Annotated in this window: 28 protein-coding genes; 3 read left to right on the top strand and 25 right to left on the bottom strand. The window is 41.3% G+C overall.

Annotated elements, in window-relative coordinates:
* Positions 1 to 12: 12 nt before the first annotated feature.
* The 24 genes from map to rpsJ form a co-directional block, all read right to left on the bottom strand.
* Positions 13 to 777 carry a type I methionyl aminopeptidase gene (gene map / locus PG766_RS09590; RefSeq protein ID WP_055157793.1) on the bottom strand — a complete coding sequence of 255 codons (765 nt, stop codon included), beginning with the start codon at positions 775 to 777 and terminating at the stop codon, positions 13 to 15.
* Between the two features lie 3 nt (positions 778 to 780).
* The gene (locus PG766_RS09585) at positions 781 to 1,425 is read right to left on the bottom strand and encodes an adenylate kinase (RefSeq protein ID WP_022220188.1); all 645 of its coding nucleotides are present in this window, start codon (positions 1,423 to 1,425) and stop codon (positions 781 to 783) included.
* Positions 1,426 to 1,511: 86 nt separating this feature from the next.
* Positions 1,512 to 2,864 (bottom strand): preprotein translocase subunit SecY, encoded by a 1,353-nt coding sequence (secY, locus tag PG766_RS09580; RefSeq protein ID WP_055157798.1) that lies wholly within the window; start codon positions 2,862 to 2,864, stop codon positions 1,512 to 1,514.
* Positions 2,864 to 3,304: a 50S ribosomal protein L15 gene (gene rplO / locus PG766_RS09575; protein WP_008372558.1), complete on the bottom strand. Its 441-nt coding sequence runs from the start codon at positions 3,302 to 3,304 to the stop codon at positions 2,864 to 2,866. Before rplO ends, secY begins: the two co-directional genes overlap by 1 nt.
* Positions 3,305 to 3,326: 22 nt before the next feature.
* The gene (gene rpmD / locus PG766_RS09570) at positions 3,327 to 3,509 is read right to left on the bottom strand and encodes a 50S ribosomal protein L30 (RefSeq protein WP_008372557.1); all 183 of its coding nucleotides are present in this window, start codon (positions 3,507 to 3,509) and stop codon (positions 3,327 to 3,329) included.
* 13 nt (positions 3,510 to 3,522) lie between these two features.
* Positions 3,523 to 4,032 (bottom strand): 30S ribosomal protein S5, encoded by a 510-nt coding sequence (gene rpsE, locus PG766_RS09565; protein ID WP_008372554.1) that lies wholly within the window; start codon positions 4,030 to 4,032, stop codon positions 3,523 to 3,525.
* Between the two features lie 15 nt (positions 4,033 to 4,047).
* A complete protein-coding gene (rplR, locus tag PG766_RS09560; protein WP_008372552.1) occupies positions 4,048 to 4,416 on the bottom strand; it encodes a 50S ribosomal protein L18 in 369 nt (122 codons plus the stop codon).
* A gap of 19 nt (positions 4,417 to 4,435) precedes the next feature.
* Complete coding sequence (rplF, locus tag PG766_RS09555) at positions 4,436 to 4,978, bottom strand: 50S ribosomal protein L6 (protein WP_008372550.1); 543 nt, start codon at positions 4,976 to 4,978, stop codon at positions 4,436 to 4,438.
* A gap of 133 nt (positions 4,979 to 5,111) precedes the next feature.
* A complete protein-coding gene (gene rpsH / locus PG766_RS09550; RefSeq protein ID WP_008372548.1) occupies positions 5,112 to 5,513 on the bottom strand; it encodes a 30S ribosomal protein S8 in 402 nt (133 codons plus the stop codon).
* Between the two features lie 19 nt (positions 5,514 to 5,532).
* The gene (locus PG766_RS09545) at positions 5,533 to 5,718 is read right to left on the bottom strand and encodes a type Z 30S ribosomal protein S14 (protein ID WP_008372546.1); all 186 of its coding nucleotides are present in this window, start codon (positions 5,716 to 5,718) and stop codon (positions 5,533 to 5,535) included.
* Positions 5,719 to 5,731: 13 nt separating this feature from the next.
* A complete protein-coding gene (gene rplE, locus PG766_RS09540) occupies positions 5,732 to 6,271 on the bottom strand; it encodes a 50S ribosomal protein L5 (RefSeq protein WP_008372545.1) in 540 nt (179 codons plus the stop codon).
* A gap of 23 nt (positions 6,272 to 6,294) precedes the next feature.
* Positions 6,295 to 6,606 carry a 50S ribosomal protein L24 gene (gene rplX, locus PG766_RS09535; RefSeq protein WP_022220190.1) on the bottom strand — a complete coding sequence of 104 codons (312 nt, stop codon included), beginning with the start codon at positions 6,604 to 6,606 and terminating at the stop codon, positions 6,295 to 6,297.
* Between the two features lie 12 nt (positions 6,607 to 6,618).
* The gene (gene rplN, locus PG766_RS09530; RefSeq protein WP_008372541.1) at positions 6,619 to 6,987 is read right to left on the bottom strand and encodes a 50S ribosomal protein L14; all 369 of its coding nucleotides are present in this window, start codon (positions 6,985 to 6,987) and stop codon (positions 6,619 to 6,621) included.
* A 36-nt stretch (positions 6,988 to 7,023) separates the two neighbouring features.
* On the bottom strand, positions 7,024 to 7,278 hold the full coding sequence (gene rpsQ / locus PG766_RS09525; RefSeq protein WP_022220191.1) for a 30S ribosomal protein S17: 255 nt from the start codon (positions 7,276 to 7,278) through the stop codon (positions 7,024 to 7,026).
* Between the two features lie 29 nt (positions 7,279 to 7,307).
* Positions 7,308 to 7,514 (bottom strand): 50S ribosomal protein L29, encoded by a 207-nt coding sequence (rpmC, locus tag PG766_RS09520; protein WP_008372537.1) that lies wholly within the window; start codon positions 7,512 to 7,514, stop codon positions 7,308 to 7,310.
* Entirely contained in the window at positions 7,504 to 7,941 is a 438-nt protein-coding gene (rplP, locus tag PG766_RS09515; RefSeq protein WP_008372535.1) for a 50S ribosomal protein L16, read from the bottom strand. Before rplP ends, rpmC begins: the two co-directional genes overlap by 11 nt.
* Positions 7,941 to 8,597 (bottom strand): 30S ribosomal protein S3, encoded by a 657-nt coding sequence (gene rpsC / locus PG766_RS09510; protein WP_008372532.1) that lies wholly within the window; start codon positions 8,595 to 8,597, stop codon positions 7,941 to 7,943. The genes rplP and rpsC overlap by 1 nt, the downstream gene beginning before the upstream one ends.
* Before the next feature lie 11 nt (positions 8,598 to 8,608).
* Positions 8,609 to 8,995, bottom strand: a complete 387-nt coding sequence (gene rplV / locus PG766_RS09505; protein WP_008372530.1) for a 50S ribosomal protein L22 — start codon at positions 8,993 to 8,995, stop codon at positions 8,609 to 8,611.
* Between the two features lie 31 nt (positions 8,996 to 9,026).
* Positions 9,027 to 9,308 (bottom strand): 30S ribosomal protein S19, encoded by a 282-nt coding sequence (gene rpsS / locus PG766_RS09500; protein WP_008372528.1) that lies wholly within the window; start codon positions 9,306 to 9,308, stop codon positions 9,027 to 9,029.
* A gap of 25 nt (positions 9,309 to 9,333) precedes the next feature.
* Positions 9,334 to 10,176 (bottom strand): 50S ribosomal protein L2, encoded by an 843-nt coding sequence (rplB, locus tag PG766_RS09495; protein WP_055261675.1) that lies wholly within the window; start codon positions 10,174 to 10,176, stop codon positions 9,334 to 9,336.
* Positions 10,177 to 10,245: 69 nt separating this feature from the next.
* Positions 10,246 to 10,551, bottom strand: a complete 306-nt coding sequence (gene rplW / locus PG766_RS09490; protein WP_008372525.1) for a 50S ribosomal protein L23 — start codon at positions 10,549 to 10,551, stop codon at positions 10,246 to 10,248.
* Complete coding sequence (gene rplD / locus PG766_RS09485) at positions 10,551 to 11,171, bottom strand: 50S ribosomal protein L4 (protein WP_008372524.1); 621 nt, start codon at positions 11,169 to 11,171, stop codon at positions 10,551 to 10,553. Before rplD ends, rplW begins: the two co-directional genes overlap by 1 nt.
* A gap of 30 nt (positions 11,172 to 11,201) precedes the next feature.
* Positions 11,202 to 11,882, bottom strand: a complete 681-nt coding sequence (gene rplC / locus PG766_RS09480) for a 50S ribosomal protein L3 (protein ID WP_055297549.1) — start codon at positions 11,880 to 11,882, stop codon at positions 11,202 to 11,204.
* A 90-nt stretch (positions 11,883 to 11,972) separates the two neighbouring features.
* Positions 11,973 to 12,290, bottom strand: a complete 318-nt coding sequence (gene rpsJ, locus PG766_RS09475; protein WP_008372521.1) for a 30S ribosomal protein S10 — start codon at positions 12,288 to 12,290, stop codon at positions 11,973 to 11,975.
* Between the two features lie 407 nt (positions 12,291 to 12,697).
* Here rpsJ and PG766_RS09470 point away from each other — a divergent pair, with 407 nt between their 5' ends.
* Both PG766_RS09470 and PG766_RS09465 read left to right on the top strand, forming a co-directional pair.
* Complete coding sequence (locus tag PG766_RS09470; protein ID WP_270590754.1) at positions 12,698 to 13,189, top strand: nitroreductase family protein; 492 nt, start codon at positions 12,698 to 12,700, stop codon at positions 13,187 to 13,189.
* Positions 13,190 to 13,614: 425 nt separating this feature from the next.
* Positions 13,615 to 13,806, top strand: a complete 192-nt coding sequence (locus tag PG766_RS09465) for a hypothetical protein (protein WP_117558520.1) — start codon at positions 13,615 to 13,617, stop codon at positions 13,804 to 13,806.
* A gap of 76 nt (positions 13,807 to 13,882) precedes the next feature.
* Here PG766_RS09465 and PG766_RS09460 read toward each other — a convergent pair whose 3' ends face one another.
* On the bottom strand, positions 13,883 to 16,144 hold the full coding sequence (locus PG766_RS09460; RefSeq protein WP_118217621.1) for a hypothetical protein: 2,262 nt from the start codon (positions 16,142 to 16,144) through the stop codon (positions 13,883 to 13,885).
* A 197-nt stretch (positions 16,145 to 16,341) separates the two neighbouring features.
* Here PG766_RS09460 and PG766_RS09455 point away from each other — a divergent pair, with 197 nt between their 5' ends.
* The gene (locus PG766_RS09455) at positions 16,342 to 16,962 is read left to right on the top strand and encodes a TetR/AcrR family transcriptional regulator (RefSeq protein ID WP_117558517.1); all 621 of its coding nucleotides are present in this window, start codon (positions 16,342 to 16,344) and stop codon (positions 16,960 to 16,962) included.
* Positions 16,963 to 17,002 lie beyond the last annotated feature (40 nt).

The raw sequence follows: 17,002 nt of genomic DNA, 5'->3' as shown, positions 1-17,002 counted from the left end.
TCCTCTGTTCTGTTATACATTTCCATCTGCAATCGACAGGATCTTCGGTTCGTCTTTTGTGATCAGAATTGTATTTTCATAATGTGCTGATTCTTTTCTGTCTGCCGTCACCACCGTCCAGTTATCACTCATCCAGCGAATCCGCTCTGTTCCGAGATTGACCATCGGCTCAATTGCCAGTGTCATTCCGGCTTTCAGCTTCGGTCCTCTTCTTCGCATCTGGAAATTCGGAATCTCCGGTGATTCATGAAGACTGGTCCCGATTCCATGTCCGCACAGTTCCCTGACAACACCATATCCAAAGCTTTCCGCATAATCACCGATTGCTCGGGATATATCATATAGATGATTGCCTTCTTTTGCGAACTTTATTCCTTCGAAGAAGCTTTCCCTCGTTACATCGATCAGTTTCTGAAGATCCGGTCTGATCTCACCGACAGCATGTGTCCTTGCAGCATCGGAATGATAACCTTTGTAGATCACTCCTGCGTCCAGGCTCACAATATCACCTTCTTTTATGAGGTGCTTTGCTGACGGAATCCCATGAACGATTTCATCATTTACAGAAACACAGATAGACGCCGGATATCCATTGTAATTCAGAAAAGAAGGTTCGCAGCCATAGCTGCGAATAACTTCTTCACCTAATGCATCGATATCCAGTGTACTCATTCCTGGTTTTAATGCCTTCTCCAGTTCCTTATGTACGATCCCCAGAATCCTTCCGGCTTCTGTCATCAGTTCAATTTCTCTTTCTGATTTAATCGTAATCGGCATCTGTTACTCTCCTAATATAGAAACAATGGCTCCGAATACATCTTCCATATCCACTGTTCCATCAACGCTTTTCAGAATTCCCGCTTTTGTATAATAATCGATCAGCGGCTGTGTCTGATCATGATATACATGCAGCCTCTTTTCAACTGTCTCCGGTTTGTCATCATCACGAAGGATCAGCTCTCCTCCGCAGACATCACAGATTCCGTCTTTCTTCGGTGCAGCATATACAAGATGGTAAGTTGCGCCACATCCTACGCATGCGCGTCTTCCACCCATACGCTTTACAATATTTTCGTCCGGAACATCTACATCGATTGCATAGTCCATCTTCTGTCCCTTCGCTTCCAGTGCCTTATCAAGCGCCTCAGCCTGTGGAATTGTACGTGGGAAACCGTCCAGTACATATCCCTTCGTACAGTCATCCTGACTCACACGGTCTACAACAAGATCTACAACCAGTTCATCCGGAACAAGAAGTCCCTGATCCATATAAGTCTTCGCTTTCTTTCCAAGTTCAGTTCCGTTCTTAATATTTGCGCGGAAAATATCTCCTGTTGAAATATGAGGAATTCCGTACTTAGCGGCAATTTTTTTTGCCTGTGTACCTTTTCCTGCACCAGGAGCACCTAACATAATGATTTTCATTTTACTATTCCTCCTTCAAATGTCATAATGGCAAAAGAGCCCGTTGTCTTTGATTATACTCTAAAAGACAACGGGCTACAATTGTTTTAATATCCAAGAAAACTATTTTTCATAGATTTTCCTTTGACATTCAAAAATCCTGTGTAATTACGAACGAGCATCTGAGACTCAATCTGTTTGAGTGTCTCAAGAACAACACCGATGATAATGATCAGAGAAGTTCCACCGAATGATACATTCGCTCCAAACACACCATTGAACACAAACGGAATTACCTGTACAATTACAAGTCCGCATGCACCAATAAAGATAATATAATTCAATATCTTATTTAAGTAGTCCACAGTAGGTTTTCCAGGTCTGATACCTGGGATAAATCCACCGCTTTTTTTCATATTATTTGCAATTTCCAACGGGTTAAAAGTAATGCTCGTATAGAAATATGCAAAGAAAATCGTAAGTACGATATATACTATAAGTCCCCAGGAATAGTAAATCTTATTCGGATTACACCAGTTTCCTGAACTTAAGCCTCTGAGGATTTCACTTCCGATGCCTTTTCCGTTGCCCTTGCCCATAAATGAAGCAATTACAACCGGGAACTGCATAATAGATGAAGCGAAAATAACCGGAATTACTCCGGCGGTATTAACCTTCAGCGGAATGTTCGTTGACTGTCCACCTACTGATTTTCTCCCCTGTACTTTCTGCGAATACTGAACCGGAATTCGTCTCTCCGCATCCTGAAGTATTACCGTAAATACTACAAGTACGAGAATGATTGCAATGATGATGATTGCTGCAAGTCCTCCACTGGCAAGACCTTTGCCGCTGATGAACTTCTCATACAGTGAGGTCATATCACTTGGAATGCGTGATAAAATGTTAATGAGCAGGACGATAGAAATACCATTTCCCACTCCTTTTTCTGTAATTCGTTCCCCGATCCACATAAGGAATGCAGATCCTGCAGTTAATGTAAGAACTACAATTGCAGCATTTACAAAATTGAACTTTTCCAGAAGTCCCTGACGTCCAAATCCAACAGCCATAGCTGTAGATTCAATCAGAGCAAGCACAACTGTCACATAACGAGTTAATGCGGTAAGCTTCTTTCTTCCATCTTCCCCTTCTTTCTGCATTTCCTCAAGCTTTGGAATTGCAATTGTAAGAAGCTGGATGATAATGGAAGATGTGATATACGGGGTAATACTCAATGCAAAGATGGACATCGTCTCAAACGAACCGCCGGTGAAAGCGTTAAAAAAGTTAAACGAATCACCGGTCTGGTTCGCAAAGAAATTCTGAATATAGGTCGGATCAACTCCCGGTGTCGGAAGCTGAGATCCGAGTCTTACTACAAACAGCATTGCAAGGGTATACAATATTTTTCTCCGTATGTCTTCAATCTGAAATGCTTTACGGAATGTTTGTAGCATTAGATCACCTCTGCTTTTCCACCAACAGCTTCAATCTTTTCTACAGCACCTGCGCTGAATGCATTTGCCTGAACAGTAAGCTTTTTGGTTAACTCTCCATTTCCAAGAATTTTAACACCATCTCTGGCATGTTTTACGATTCCTGCTTCAATCAGAGTTTCAACAGAAACTACTGCATCGTTGTCAAATACTTCAAGAGCACTGACATTGATTCCAACGATTTCCTTAGAGTTTCTGCAAGTGAAACCTCTCTTAGGAATACGTCTGTATAATGGCATCTGTCCACCTTCGAAACCTGGTCTCGGAGCTCCGGAACGAGCTTTCTGACCTTTGTGTCCCTTACCAGCAGTCTTACCATTTCCTGAGCCGTGTCCACGACCTCTTCTGAAATTATCGCTATGTTTTGATCCGTCAGCCGGTCTTAAATTAGATAAGTCCATTGTGACACCTCCTATCTAAGATTTATGCTTCTTCTTCTACTTTTACCAGATGTCTTACCTGCTGAACCATTCCTCTGGTTGCAGCGTTATCCGGAAGGACAACTGTCTTATTAACCTTCTTAAGGCCTAATGCTTCTACTGTTCTTCTGTGTTTCGGAACAGCACCGATTGTTGATTTTACTAATGTGATTTTTAAATTTGCCATTGTAATCTCCTCCCTAGCCTAAGATCTCTTCTACAGTTTTACCGCGAAGTTTAGCTACGTCTTCTGGAGCTTTCAGCTGACTTAAACCTTCGATAGTAGCAAGTACTACGTTCTGTTTGTTGTTAGATCCGAGAGATTTTGTACGGATGTTCTTGATACCTGCAAGTTCGATTACGGCACGAGCCGGTCCACCTGCGATAACACCAGTACCTTCCGGAGCTTTTTTCAGAAGTACAGAAGCACTTCCGAATTTTCCAATATAATCATGTGTAATACTGTCGTTTTCATCTAAAGTAACTTTGATAAGTTTCTTCATAGCATCTTCTTTTCCTTTGCGGATTGCTTCCGGAATTTCAGCTGCTTTTCCTAAACCTGCACCAACATGGCCGTTTCCGTCGCCAACAACTACTAAAGCTGTGAATCTCATGTTACGACCACCCTTAACAACTTTGGTAACACGTTTGATTGATACTACTTTTTCGGTAAGTTCTAACTGATTAGCATCAATACGTTCCTGTTTCATGTGTCCGTCCTCCTTCTAGAAATTCAAACCAGCTTCTCTTGCTGCGTCTGCTAATGCTTTGATTTTTCCGTGATAGATAAATCCTCCTCTGTCAAATACAACAGAAGTGATACCTTTCTCGATTGCTTTTTTTGCAATTACTGTTCCAAGGTATGCTGCTGCTTCAACGTTGTTGGTTTTTTCCAGTTCTGCTTTCACATCTTTCTGAAGAGTGGAAGCGGAAACCAGAGTGTTTCCAACTGTATCGTCAATAATCTGAGCATACATATGATTATTACTTCTAAACACAGCGAGACGCGGTCTTTCAGCTGTACCACTGAAACGGTTACGCAGTTTTCTATGTTTATTTACACGAACTTCGCTTCTTGATTTCTTACTAACCATTTGTTCACACTCTCCTTACTTATTTTTTACCAGTTTTACCAACTTTACGTCTGATAACTTCATCAGCATATTTGATTCCCTTGCCCTTATAAGGTTCCGGTCTTCTCTTATCTCTGATTTCAGCTGCGTACTGGCCAACTTTTTCTTTACTGATTCCCTTAACGATGATTTTGTTCTGTCCGTCAAGAACAGTTTCGATTCCTTCCGGATCTTCCATCTCAACCGGGTGAGAGTATCCCAAATTCAATGTTAATTTGTTTCCTGATTTGGAAGCTCTGTAACCTACACCGTTTACTTCAAGAACTTTTTCATATCCTTCAGTAACACCGATTACCATGTTGTTGATCAGTGTTCTTGTAAGACCATGAAGAGATTTCATCTTCTTGAGATCGTTCGGTCTTGTTACGATAACTTCTTCGCCTTCTTTTTTGATTTCCATTTCAACTGGAAGTTCTCTTACGAGAGTTCCCTTAGGACCTTTAACAGTCACTACATTCTTCTCTGCGATTTCAACAGTTACGCCTGCCGGGATCGCTACTGGATGTCTTCCGATACGTGACATACCTTTTACCTCCTACACTTACATTTTCGGAACAGCACCTTATGGCTGCTCTGTTTTCAGTTGCAATTTATTGAGTATCGAATGAAATCACAGGAAATATGATTTCATTCGTTTTCTCCATTTTATCTGGTTATTACCATACGAAGCAAAGAACTTCTCCGCCTACGCCGAGCTTTCTGGCTTCTTTGTCTGTAATCACGCCCTGGTTTGTAGAGATGATTGCAGTTCCAAGTCCTCCAAGTACTCTCGGAAGTTCGTCTTTACCAGCGTAAACACGAAGACCTGGTTTAGAAATCTTTTTGATTCCAGAAATAACTTTTTCGTTCTTATCTGCACCATATTTTAATGTGATGCGGATTGTGTTGAAGTTTCCTTCTTCTACGATGTCATATTTTGTGATGTATCCTTCGTTAACGAGAATGTCAGCGATAGCGATCTTCATCTTTGAAGCCGGAACATCTACTGTATCATGTTTTGCAGTGTTTGCATTACGGATTCTTGTAAGCATATCTGCAATTGGATCACTCATAGTCATTGTGGATTATCCTCCTTTTCTACCAACTTGCTTTCTTTACACCCGGAATTTCACCTTTGTATGCCAGTTCACGGAAGCATACACGGCAGATTCCATATTTTCTTAAATATGCATGTGGACGTCCACAGATTCTGCAACGATTATATTCTCTTGTAGAGAATTTCTGTTTGCGCTGCTGTTTCAGTTTCATTGCTGTCTTTGCCATGAAAATTTCCTCCTTATTTTGTGAATGGCATGTTGAACTGTGTTAACAATTCACGTGCTTCTTCGTCTGTATTAGCAGTTGTTACGAAGATAACATCCATACCTCTAACCTTATCTACTTTATCATATTCGATTTCTGGGAAGATAAGCTGCTCCTTGATACCAAGAGCGTAGTTACCTCTTCCGTCGAATGCGTTCGGATTAACTCCTCTAAAGTCACGTACACGAGGCAGTGCAAGGTTGATGAGACGATCAACGAACTCATACATCTTTTCTCCTCTTAAAGTAACTTTGCATCCGATAGCCATTCCTTCACGGATTTTGAAGTTAGCTACTGAATTTTTAGCTCTGGTCAGAACTGCTTTCTGTCCAGTGATCTTTTCCATATCAGCTACAGCTGAGTCTAATGCTTTTGCATTGTCTTTTGCTTCGCCAACGCCCATGTTGATAACAACCTTGTCGAGCTTCGGCACTTCCATAATATTCTTATAACCAAATTTTTTGATCATTGCGTCAATGATCTCGTTCTGGTACTGTTCTTTAAGTCTACTCAAAGCCTTTGACCTCCTTCCTAGAACTAATCAATTACTTCGCCTGTTGATTTTGCAACACGTACTTTTTTGTCTCCATCAAGTTTGAAGCCTACTCTTGTAGCTTTTCCCTTGTGAACATACATTACGTTAGATGCATCGATCGGTCCTTCCTGATGAAGGATTCCGCCTTCCGGATTAGAAGCGCTTGGTTTAGCATGTTTTGTTCTCATGTTAACGCCTTCTACCAGGACTGTACCGTTTTTCTGATCTACTGCGATTACTTTGCCTTCTTTGTCTTTATCTTTTCCAGCGATAACTTTAACGGTATCGCCTTTTTTGATCTTCATTGTTGACATACTCGAACCTCCTTACAGTACTTCCGGAGCCAGTGAAACAATTTTCATAAACTGTTTCTCACGAAGTTCTCTGGCTACAGGTCCAAAAATACGAGTTCCTTTTGGGTTTTTGTCATCTTTAATAATAACAGCAGCATTTTCATCGAATCTGATGTATGATCCATCTTTACGACGAGTGCTGTTTACAGTACGAACAACTACAGCTTTAACGACATCACCTTTTTTAACAACGCCGCCTGGTGTTGCATCTTTAACCGAAGCAACGATTACATCACCGATAGCTGCATATCTTCTTGTAGAACCGCCTAATACACGGATACAGAGTAATTCTTTAGCACCTGTATTATCTGCTACTTTTAATCTGCTTTCTTGCTGTATCATGCAGGTAAACCTCCTTATACTTTTATCAAAGTCAAACTATTTAACTTTTTCTACGATTTCAACAAGTCTCCATCTCTTATCTTTAGATAACGGTCTTGTCTCCATAACTTTTACTCTATCACCAATATTGCATTCATTATTTTCATCATGCGCTTTCAGTTTGTAAGTTCTTTTTACGATCTTATTGTAAAGCGGATGTTTTACATGGTCTTCTACTGCAACGACGATTGTCTTGTCCATCTTGTTGCTTACAACCTTACCAACTCTCGTTTTTCTCAGGTTTCTTTCCACGGTTATACTCCTTTCTGAATATCACCTAATTAAGCATTCTGGCTTTTTTCTGTGATCACTGTCTGGATTCTTGCGATATTCTTTCTTACTTCTTTGATTCTGCTTGTATTATCTAACTGATTTGTTGCGTTCTGGAATCTCAGATTGAAGAGTTCCTTTTTAGCAGCTACTAATTCTTCATTTAATTCTGCAACAGATTTTGCTTTTAAATCTTCTACAAATGTCTTAATTTTCACTGTTATCACCGCCTTCTAAGTCTGCACGAGAAACGATTTTACATTTACATGGTAATTTGTGCATAGCAAGACGTAATGCTTCTTTCGCAACTTCTTCAGGTACTCCTGCAAGTTCGAACATTACACGTCCTGGCTTAACTACAGCTACCCAGTATTCAAGAGTTCCTTTTCCAGAACCCATACGTGTCTCAGCCGGTTTCGTTGTTACTGGTTTATCAGGGAAGATCTTGATCCAAACTTTACCACCACGTTTGATGTAACGTGTCATAGCGATACGGGCAGCTTCAATCTGGTTAGATCTGATCCAACATGGTTCCATTGCTACAAGACCATATTCACCGTTCGTGATCTTGTTTCCTCTTAATGCTTTACCTTTCATGGAGCCACGGAACTGTTTTCTACGTTTTACTCTTTTTGGCATTAACATTATTTATCGCTCCCTTCCTTACCTGCCTTTGTTGGAAGTACTTCGCCTTTGTAAATCCATACCTTAACACCAACTTTTCCGTAAGTTGTGTCTGCTTCTGCGAAGCCATAGTCAATGTCTGCTCTCAGTGTCTGAAGCGGAATAGTTCCTTCGCTGTAGAACTCTGTACGAGCCATATCAGCTCCGCCGAGACGTCCGGATACGGATGTTTTAACACCAAGTGCTCCTGATTTCATAGTTCTTGACATGCAAGATTTCATTGCACGACGGAAGGAAATACGATTTTCCAGCTGCTGTGCGATGTTTTCAGCAACGAGCTGAGCATCTTTGTCAGGTCTTTTTACTTCTTTGATGTCAACGATAACTTTCTTATCTGTCATTTTCTGAAGTTCAGCTTTTACTTTTTCGATCTCAGAACCGCCTTTACCGATTACAACACCCGGTTTAGCAGTATAAACGATGATCTTAACACGATCAGAAGCTCTTTCGATTTCAATCTTAGAAACTCCTGCGCTGTATAATTTATTCTTCAGAAATTTTCTGATTTTATGATCTTCTACTAAATAGTCAGCAAAATCTTTTTCTGCATACCATTTAGAGTCCCAGTCTTTGATAACACCGACTCTTAAGCCATGAGGATTAACTTTCTGTCCCATTATTGCCCTCCTTATCTTTCATTAAGCACAAGTGTAATATGACTCATTCTCTTTTCGATTCTGTAAGCTCTGCCCTGTGCTCTCGGTCTGATTCTCTTCATTGTTGGTCCTTTATTTGCGTAGCATTCCTCAATATAAAGGTTTTCAACACTCATACCGTTGTTATTCTCAGCATTTGCGATAGCTGATTCCAATAATTTCTTTATAATGCTTGAAGCGTATCTTGGATTGTATGTTAAAATACCAAGCGCTGTTGTTACATCCTTACCTCTGATGGCATCTAATACGAAGCATGCTTTCTGAACAGAAACTCTGGCGTAAGATAACTTAGCTGAAGGTCTGGTGTCCTTGTTTGCATTTCTTTCTCTCTTAATTTGACTTCTATGTCCTTTTGCCATGGGATGAAACCTCCTTTCAATACGTTAAATATTATCTAACTTTCGATTTCTTTTCGTCTTTTCCATGTCCTCTGTATGTTCTGGTTGCTACGAACTCTCCGAGTTTATGTCCAACCATATCTTCTGTTACATATACCGGAACATGTTTTCTTCCATCATGAACTGCGATTGTATGTCCAACCATAATCGGGAAGATTGTAGAACGACGAGACCATGTTTTGATAACACCCTTGTCTCCTGATGCGTTCATTGCTTCCACTTTCTTAAGCAGGCTTGCGTCTGCGAATGGTCCTTTTTTAAGTGAACGAGCCATAGGTTCTAACCTCCTTGAAAATTAACTATTTGATTCCTCTACCGTCTTTTCTTCTGATGATCAGCTTGTTAGACTGTTTGTTTTTCTTACGAGTCTTAAGACCAAGTGCCGGTTTACCCCAAGGAGTGCACGGACCCGGACGACCGATTCCAGTCTTACCTTCACCACCACCATGCGGATGATCATTCGGGTTCATAACGGAACCACGAACTGTAGGTCTGATACCCATGTGACGTTTACGTCCTGCTTTACCAATGTTTACAAGGTTGTGATCGCCATTTCCAACAACACCAACTGATGCGCGGCATTCGATCGGAACCATTCTCATTTCTCCTGAAGGAAGACGAAGTGTTGCATACTTTCCTTCTTTAGCCATGAGCTGCGCGCTGTTTCCTGCTGAACGAACCATCTGTCCGCCTTTTCCAGGATGAAGCTCAATGTTATGAACCTGTGTACCAACCGGGATAGCTGAAAGCGGCAGGCAGTTTCCTACTCTTACTTCTGCTTCTGGTCCGTTCATAACTTTCATTCCGTCTGTAAGTCCTTCTGGTGCGATGATGTAAGCTTTTTCTCCATCAGCGTAGCAGATAAGTGCAATGTTAGCACTTCTGTTCGGATCGTATTCGATTCCGATTACAGTTGCCGGAATTCCGTCTTTTTTACGTTTGAAGTCGATTACTCTATATTTTCTCTTAACTCCGCCTCCGCGGTGTCTAACAGTGATTTTACCCTGATTGTTACGTCCGGCAGTCTTGCTCAGAGAAACTACTAAAGATTTCTCCGGTGTTGTTTTTGTGATTTCTGAGAAATCAGAGCCGGTCATATGTCTTCTGGAAGGTGTATATGGGCGGTATGTTTTAATTCCCATTACTCTATCTCCTTTCGCATTTTGCTAGTTATTTTTGTCACGGATTTGCACCGTTTAGGTTCCAGTTTCTTACAGTCCCTGGAAGATTTCGATCTCTGCTGATTCTTCTGTCAGCTGAACGATTGCTTTCTTTGTCTTAGCTGTCTTTCCGAATGTCATGGTTCCGCGAACTCGTTTGTTCTTTCCGTCCATGTTGATTGTGTTAACGCCAGCAACTTTTGTTCCTGGGAACATTTTTTCTACAGCTTCTTTGATCTGAGTCTTATTAGCTTCTGTGTGTACAAGGAATGTGTATTTCTTGTCAGCCATAAGAGCCATTGTCTTTTCGGTTACTACCGGTTTAAGGATTACATCATAATACTGAATGTTTGCCATTATGCGTACACCTCCTCGATTGCCTGTACAGCAGCCTTAGTTGCGATTACTGTATTGTATTTCAGGATGTCATACACATTGATTGTGTTTGTCTTAGCAGTTTTAACATCAGCAATGTTTCTAGCTGAAAGTTCTGCATTCTTGTTTCCGTCTTCCAGAACTACGAGAGCTTTGGATACTGACAGGTTATTAAGAACATCCTGGAATTTCTTTGTCTTGATTTCATCAAAGTTGATTTCATCAACAACGATAAATTTCTTTTCTTCTACTCTTGATGTCAGAGCGGATTTGAGAGCTGCTCTTCTTTCTTTCTTGTTAAGTTTGAAAGAGTAATCTCTCGGTGTCGGAGCGAATACTACTCCACCGCCTGTCCACTGCGGAGCTCTTGTAGATCCCTGTCTTGCATGACCGGTACCTTTCTGTCTCCATGGTTTTCTTCCGCCGCCAGAAACTTCTGAACGAGTTTTCGCTTTCTGTGTTCCCTGACGTTTATTTGCAAGCTGGCTTACAACTGCCATGTGTACAAGGTGTTCGTTTACTTCTACACCGAATACAGCATCGTTTAAGTCGATTGTTCCAACTTCTTTACCTTCGATATTGTAAACAGATACGTTTGCCATCTGTATGTTCCTCCTTTCCTAGTGCCAATCTTAGATAGATTTTACAGATTCTTTAATCGTTACAAGAGATTTCTTTGGTCCCGGAACTGCGCCCTTAACCAGAAGAAGGTTGTTTTCAACGTCTACTCTTACGATTTCAAGGTTCTGAATTGTAATCTTCTTTGCTCCCATGTGTCCTGGCATCTTTTTGCCCTTGAATACTTTACTCGGGTCAGATGCAGCACCGTTGGAACCAGCATGACGATGGAACTTAGAGCCGTGAGCCATAGGTCCTCTGTGCTGGTTGTGTCTCTTGATAGCACCCTGGAATCCTTTACCTTTGGAAATTGCTGTTGCGTCTACTTTGTCGCCAGCTTCAAAGATATCTGCTTTAATTTCCTGAGCTAACTGATATTCATCAGCGTTCTCGAATTTGAATTCTCTTACAAATCTTTTTCCTGTTACTCCAGCTTTGTCAAAGTGTCCTTTTTCAGCCTTTGTAACTCCGTGTCTGTGCACGATTTCTTTCTTTCCGTTCTTGTCAACGTTAACAATTTTGTCTTTCTTGTCAACGAATCCAACCTGAACTGCGCTGTATCCGTCATTTTCAACGGTTTTGATCTGTGTTACAACACATGGTCCAGCCTGAAGAACAGTTACCGGAGTAAGTACTCCATCTTCGTTGAAGATTTGAGTCATTCCGACTTTGGTAGCTAAGATAGCTTTCTTCATTTTATTTTACCTCCTGTGATTTACAGCGGAACGCCCTTATGGGTGTTCATCCTAAATATTAGGAACTACTGTGTTTTAATTTATTAGAACTTATTTGTTCTTCATTTTGATATCGATGTATACACCAGCTGGCATTTCCAGTCTTGACAGAGCATCTACAGTCTTCTGTGTCGGTGCAATGATATCGATCAGTCTCTTATGAGTTCTCTGTTCGAACTGTTCTCTGGAATCTTTGTATTTGTGAACCGCTCTTAAGATTGTTACAACTTCCTTCTTTGTCGGAAGCGGTACCGGTCCGCTAACCTTTGCTCCATTTTTCTTTACAGTTTCGATAATTTTCTTGGCAGATGCATCTACAAGCTGATGATCATATGCCTTCAATGTGATTCTCATTACTTGACTTGCCATAAAAAAAGTCGCCTCCTTTTCGTACTTAAACCTCAGTACGACAAGCGGTGACTGTACACTTCCCCGTGTGTGTCGTGAGAAACTCACACGTTGTTACTGCATCTCAGCAGCTGTTATGATTTCGTACAGTGACTTGTCGCCAGTTTCCTAACTTGACATTCGCTCCACGGAAAACCTGCCATTCTTCTCGGCAGCAACCTCGCGCTTCTTTGCTATCATGTCACAGCTTTTTTAGTATACCCGATGTTTCTGCATTTTGCAAGCATTTTATTTTATTTTTTGTACTTTTTTTCATACAAAATTTTCTTGAAAAATCTTCTCCTTTTGTGCTATTTTTCTTATTCCCTTTTTGCGATATAATATTCTCATATTCAGCGGGGTACCAGATTCATAGGCTTTTTCGCTAAATGCAGCCTGTCTCACATGAAGTGATTGAGAAAATCGTAGAAGCAAGTGCCTACGCTCCATCCTGGAAGAATACGCAGACAGCAAGATATATTATAATAGAAGAAACAGCTCTCAAAGACAGGATTGCCAGAGAAGCTGTTATGGGATTTGAATGGAATACAGGCATCATTCTTGGTGCACCGGTACTGGTTGTTCTCGCTTCCGTTCCGGGGAAAAGCGGTTACGAAAAGGACGGAGCTTATTCCACCTCAAAAAAGGATAAATGGGAAATGTTTGATGCCGGTATCGCTGCGCAGACCTTCCAACTCGCTGCTCATGAATGCGGAATCGGTTCGGTTGTCATGGGTATTTTCGATGAGGTAAAGGTAAAAGAACTACTCTGTCTTGACGATACTCTGAATGTATCTGCCCTGATTGCGATCGGTCATCCAGCCATCCAACCGACCGCACCAGCACGTAAACCTGTCCAGGAGCTGCTCCAATACCGTTAATCTCTCACCGGCGTACAGTTGACCGTGTTGTACACATTTTAATACACAAATTATCTAGAAATTTACCAGTTTCTTGTTGACACTACTGTGATAAAGTGATATAGTGTAACCAACTTAATCAGAGAGCTAAACCAAAGGCGGTTTCCAACACAAGGATACCGCTATTTTAAAAAAACTTGATTAAGCTACAACATTGGTTGTTATTGCAGTTATATTGTTGCCGGTCGTTTCCCCCAAGAATGGTCTTGCAACGATAAAACTCCAATTTATATATACATCCTCTTTGTAGGAGCATTCCCCAGCTTTGTATATAAGGCAAACTGCAATGCAACGAGGAAAAACCTCTCAATGACATACCAAAAAGAAAAGACATGACCTCGAGGGGTCATGTTTTTTCTATCCAAATGTAAAGGAGACATGAAAATATGAGTAGTTCAAGACCGATAGATAACCCGAAAGATCCCCGTACAGACGAGAAACCCGTATTTTCAAAAGAACTGGTGCAGGAAGATCTGAAAGATGAATTCAAAGCAGGCTCTAACTCCAAATGGGCCACTGATTCTCAGGATGAGCTCGAAGACTGGATCGAGGAGCAGGGGATTCAACTGAGATATTAATTCCATTCACAGGAATATTTTCAAAGAGCGGCTGGAAAATCGATTATATGATTTCCCAGCCGCTCTTTATTATACTTTATTTTTCACTCACGAAAATAAACTTCACGCTTCCATCCATTCCATCTGCAATTCCAGAGAAGTTCTTATATTCTTTAGATGCATCAAGAAGTTCATTTGCTTTATTAAGAAGTTCATCAATATCGCCATCAAATACGCTTACAAGCTTTTTAATTCCTTCTTCATTAAACTGAATCATACCACTGTTTAATTCGGCTGCGCCAGAATCAAGTTTCTCAACACCGGAAATCAATGGTGCTATGTTGCTCTGAAGAGTGTTAAGACCTGTCGAAAGTGCGACAGCTCCGCTGTCAAGTTTAAGTGCACCTGCTGCAAGCTGACCAGATCCATTTGCAACAGTCTGTGCTCCGGCATTTGCTGTCTTCATATTCGTATTTAAAGTAGCACTTCCCGCACTTACTTGTGAAGCTCCGGCACTTAATGTTCCGAGTCCCGAATTCAGATCTTGTGTTCCTGCAAGTAAATTTCCACTTCCATCTAAGAGCTGTTTTGTTCCAGCTGTAAGCTGAGTCTTCATACTTCCAACACCGCCTTGAAGCTCTGTTGCTCCAGCTCCCAGAAGTTCCAGTGCCTCTTCTAACGAGCCGGCTCCTCCTTGTATATTTTGTAATCCTGCAACAACCTGACTTGCTCCGGATCCGATGCTTCCGAGGTTATCAGATAAATTTTTCGCACCTGCTGCAAGTTCATTCGCACCTGCTGATGCCTGGGTAATTCCGCTGTTCACAGCTTGCTGCTGTGTTTGAAGTCCACTTATAACATTATTCAGTACAGCCTGCTGCTCCGGTGTTGCTGACTCAAAAAGACTTGTCAGTGCTGCAATCATTGCTGAATTATCATTCCCTGCCGCAATCTGATCAAGTGAACTTTTAAGATTTGCCGCTCCGTCCGCAAGTCCGCTGGCTCCTGTCTGTGCCTGTGTAATTCCACCACTTACACTTTGCGCACCTTCTGCAGCACTTGCAGCTCCATTTTTCAGATTTTCTGCTCCGGCTTTAGCCTGTTTAATTCCACCATTCAGTTGTTCTGCACCACTGCTCAAAGAATCCACACCTGCACCAACCTGGTTTTGCATTTGTGCAATTCCATTATTCAGATCTTTTGCTCCGCTTTCAAGTTTAGCTGCTCCCGCACTGGCATTTTGTGCTCCTGCCTCAACCTGTGCTGCCCCTGTTTTCAAACTTTCTGTACCATCTGCCAGTTGACTCGTTCCTTTTGCAAGACTCTTACTTCCATCGGCCAATGTGTTTGCCCCACTGACCAGACTTCCTGTTCCACTTGCCAGTTCCTTTCCGCCGCTTGCCAGCTGATCAATTCCGCTTACCAGTGTTCCTGATGAAGAAAGCAGTGTATCCAGTCCGTCTTTCAGTTCTCCGGAGCCGCTGACAAGTTTGTTCGATGCATCTTGAAGTTCTGTCATAGAATCCTTCAGTTCATCCAGGCTGTCAAATTTATCGGTACCTACTTCATTGAACACTTCGTTTGTTGCAACTGTAACGGCTTCTACTTTTTCGTAATCTGTCACATCTGCTTCTACTGTAAAGGAATCCGGGATATCCAGATCATCCACCTTGCTACTAACTGATGTAAGCTGTTCTTTCAACTGTGGAAGTCCCATTCCGATCACGATATCTCTGTCACCATCTGAGATTACTTTTCCATTATCAACGGTTACATTTGAAAACTTCTCTCCATCCATCAGAAGTCCGGTTGCCATCAAAAATGGTGTGTATTTCCCGCTGTCAGCACTTGTATTCTGATATTCATAATGAATCTTTAAGTGTCCACTCTTTCCTTCCAGATCATCTGCGCTGACTTTCTTTCCGTCAAGTTCATAAGTAACCTTCATTCCTACAGGAATCTTCTTTGTGGTTGTTCCCTGATAACAGATATCTTTCTTATCTCCCTGCCATACCAGTTTACCGTTATTTTCAGAAAAGGTTTCATCACCTTTTACATTCTTGATATCTTTCAGATCTGATACATCATCGATTGTTCCAAGACTCGAAATATTTTTCAGCTGATCCGATACCGTAACATCTTTCTGGTTTCCTGCGTCATCTACTTTTACATATACAGTCTCATCTTTTACAGGTGTTGCGCTGCTGCTTGTTTTTGTTTCGCTTGTTTTCTTTGTCTCTGTACTTTTATCTTTATTATCTGCCGCCTGTACATTTACAGATGTTCCTGCAATATTTCCAACTACAAGTGATGCCATAAGTGCAAGTGTAACTAATACTCTGTATTCCCTGTTCTTCATGTTTAAAAACCTCCTGTAAGCCTCTACTGACTTTCCTGTCGGTATGCCTTCTTCTTTTTTGACTACTGGTCATTTTCTAGCTCGCACTTACTATAACTCAAAAATGACCACAAGTCAATATTTTTCTACAAAAAAGTTGACGCTAAGTCATTTTGATTTTATAATAAAGATAATTCAAAGGAAAAGAGGAATGAATCATGGGAAAAGTAGATGAAAACAAGCATCAGAAAATGGATGCTCTCTTTCAAAGCGCATACGATTTATTTCTGAATCAGGGAATCGAGAAAACATCAATCAGCGATATAGCAAAAAAGGCCGGAGTTGCGAAAGGAACGTTCTATTTATATTTTGCAGACAAATACGAGATACGCGACCGGCTGATCGCACGGACAGCCAGCCGACTTTTCCAGAGAGCACACAAAGCTCTGGAGACAGCCGACATCCCCGAATTCGAAGATAAGATTATTTTTATTGTAGATTACGTTTTAAATGCCATGCAGAAAAATAAACTGATTCTGAGATTTATCTCTAAGAATCTCAGCTGGGGCATTTTCAGACAGGCTATCACCAATAATACGCAGGATGATGAGGGTGAAATTCTTGCATATTTTAGTAATATCCTTCTGGATCATCCGACAATCAAACTTCGTGCACCGGAAACTATGCTGTTTCTGATCATAGAACTTGCAAGTTCTACTTCATACAGCACGATCCTGGACAACGATCCGATGTCGTTTGAAGAATTGAAGCCATATCTTAACGAAAGTATCCGCGCGATCATCCGTAACCATATTATCGAAGATACCGCAGAAAATTAAATCGAGTAGGAGGCGGTGACTAACCGCCGTCCTCTCACAC

It is taken from the genome of Coprococcus sp. LG101-27, assembly GCF_027695515.1.
Taxonomy (GTDB): Bacteria; Bacillota; Clostridia; order Lachnospirales; family Lachnospiraceae; genus Allocoprococcus; species Allocoprococcus comes.
This window is presented reverse-complemented; position numbering and strand designations above follow the sequence as displayed.

Bases quoted from the DNA above. Each gene is read 5' to 3' on its own strand.
- PG766_RS09455 (WP_117558517.1), top strand. From the start codon at position 16,342: ATGGGAAAAGTAGATGAAAACAAGCATCAGAAAATGGATGCTCTCTTT.
- rplO (WP_008372558.1), bottom strand. From the start codon at position 3,304: ATGGACTTATCTAATTTAAGACCGGCTGACGGATCAAAACATAGCGAT.
- secY (WP_055157798.1), bottom strand. From the start codon at position 2,864: ATGCTACAAACATTCCGTAAAGCATTTCAGATTGAAGACATACGGAGA.
- PG766_RS09585 (WP_022220188.1), bottom strand. From the start codon at position 1,425: ATGAAAATCATTATGTTAGGTGCTCCTGGTGCAGGAAAAGGTACACAG.
- rplR (WP_008372552.1), bottom strand. From the start codon at position 4,416: ATGGTTAGTAAGAAATCAAGAAGCGAAGTTCGTGTAAATAAACATAGA.
- PG766_RS09465 (WP_117558520.1), top strand. From the start codon at position 13,615: ATGAGTAGTTCAAGACCGATAGATAACCCGAAAGATCCCCGTACAGAC.
- rpsE (WP_008372554.1), bottom strand. From the start codon at position 4,032: ATGAAACAGGAACGTATTGATGCTAATCAGTTAGAACTTACCGAAAAA.
- rplC (WP_055297549.1), bottom strand. From the start codon at position 11,882: ATGAAGAAAGCTATCTTAGCTACCAAAGTCGGAATGACTCAAATCTTC.
- rpsH (WP_008372548.1), bottom strand. From the start codon at position 5,513: ATGACTATGAGTGATCCAATTGCAGATATGCTTACAAGAATCCGTAAT.
- rpmD (WP_008372557.1), bottom strand. From the start codon at position 3,509: ATGGCAAATTTAAAAATCACATTAGTAAAATCAACAATCGGTGCTGTT.
- PG766_RS09460 (WP_118217621.1), bottom strand. From the start codon at position 16,144: ATGAAGAACAGGGAATACAGAGTATTAGTTACACTTGCACTTATGGCA.
- rplN (WP_008372541.1), bottom strand. From the start codon at position 6,987: ATGATACAGCAAGAAAGCAGATTAAAAGTAGCAGATAATACAGGTGCT.
- rplX (WP_022220190.1), bottom strand. From the start codon at position 6,606: ATGTCAACAATGAAGATCAAAAAAGGCGATACCGTTAAAGTTATCGCT.
- rplV (WP_008372530.1), bottom strand. From the start codon at position 8,995: ATGGCAAAAGGACATAGAAGTCAAATTAAGAGAGAAAGAAATGCAAAC.
- PG766_RS09545 (WP_008372546.1), bottom strand. From the start codon at position 5,718: ATGGCAAAGACAGCAATGAAACTGAAACAGCAGCGCAAACAGAAATTC.
- PG766_RS09470 (WP_270590754.1), top strand. From the start codon at position 12,698: ATGCAGCCTGTCTCACATGAAGTGATTGAGAAAATCGTAGAAGCAAGT.
- rpsS (WP_008372528.1), bottom strand. From the start codon at position 9,308: ATGGCTCGTTCACTTAAAAAAGGACCATTCGCAGACGCAAGCCTGCTT.
- rplP (WP_008372535.1), bottom strand. From the start codon at position 7,941: ATGTTAATGCCAAAAAGAGTAAAACGTAGAAAACAGTTCCGTGGCTCC.
- map (WP_055157793.1), bottom strand. From the start codon at position 777: ATGCCGATTACGATTAAATCAGAAAGAGAAATTGAACTGATGACAGAA.
- rpsC (WP_008372532.1), bottom strand. From the start codon at position 8,597: ATGGGACAGAAAGTTAATCCTCATGGCTTAAGAGTCGGTGTTATCAAA.
- rplW (WP_008372525.1), bottom strand. From the start codon at position 10,551: ATGGCAAACATTCAGTATTATGATGTAATCCTTAAACCGGTAGTAACC.
- rplF (WP_008372550.1), bottom strand. From the start codon at position 4,978: ATGTCACGTATCGGAAGACATCCAGTAGCGATCCCGGCAGGCGTAACT.
- rpsJ (WP_008372521.1), bottom strand. From the start codon at position 12,290: ATGGCAAGTCAAGTAATGAGAATCACATTGAAGGCATATGATCATCAG.
- rplD (WP_008372524.1), bottom strand. From the start codon at position 11,171: ATGGCAAACGTATCTGTTTACAATATCGAAGGTAAAGAAGTTGGAACA.
- rplB (WP_055261675.1), bottom strand. From the start codon at position 10,176: ATGGGAATTAAAACATACCGCCCATATACACCTTCCAGAAGACATATG.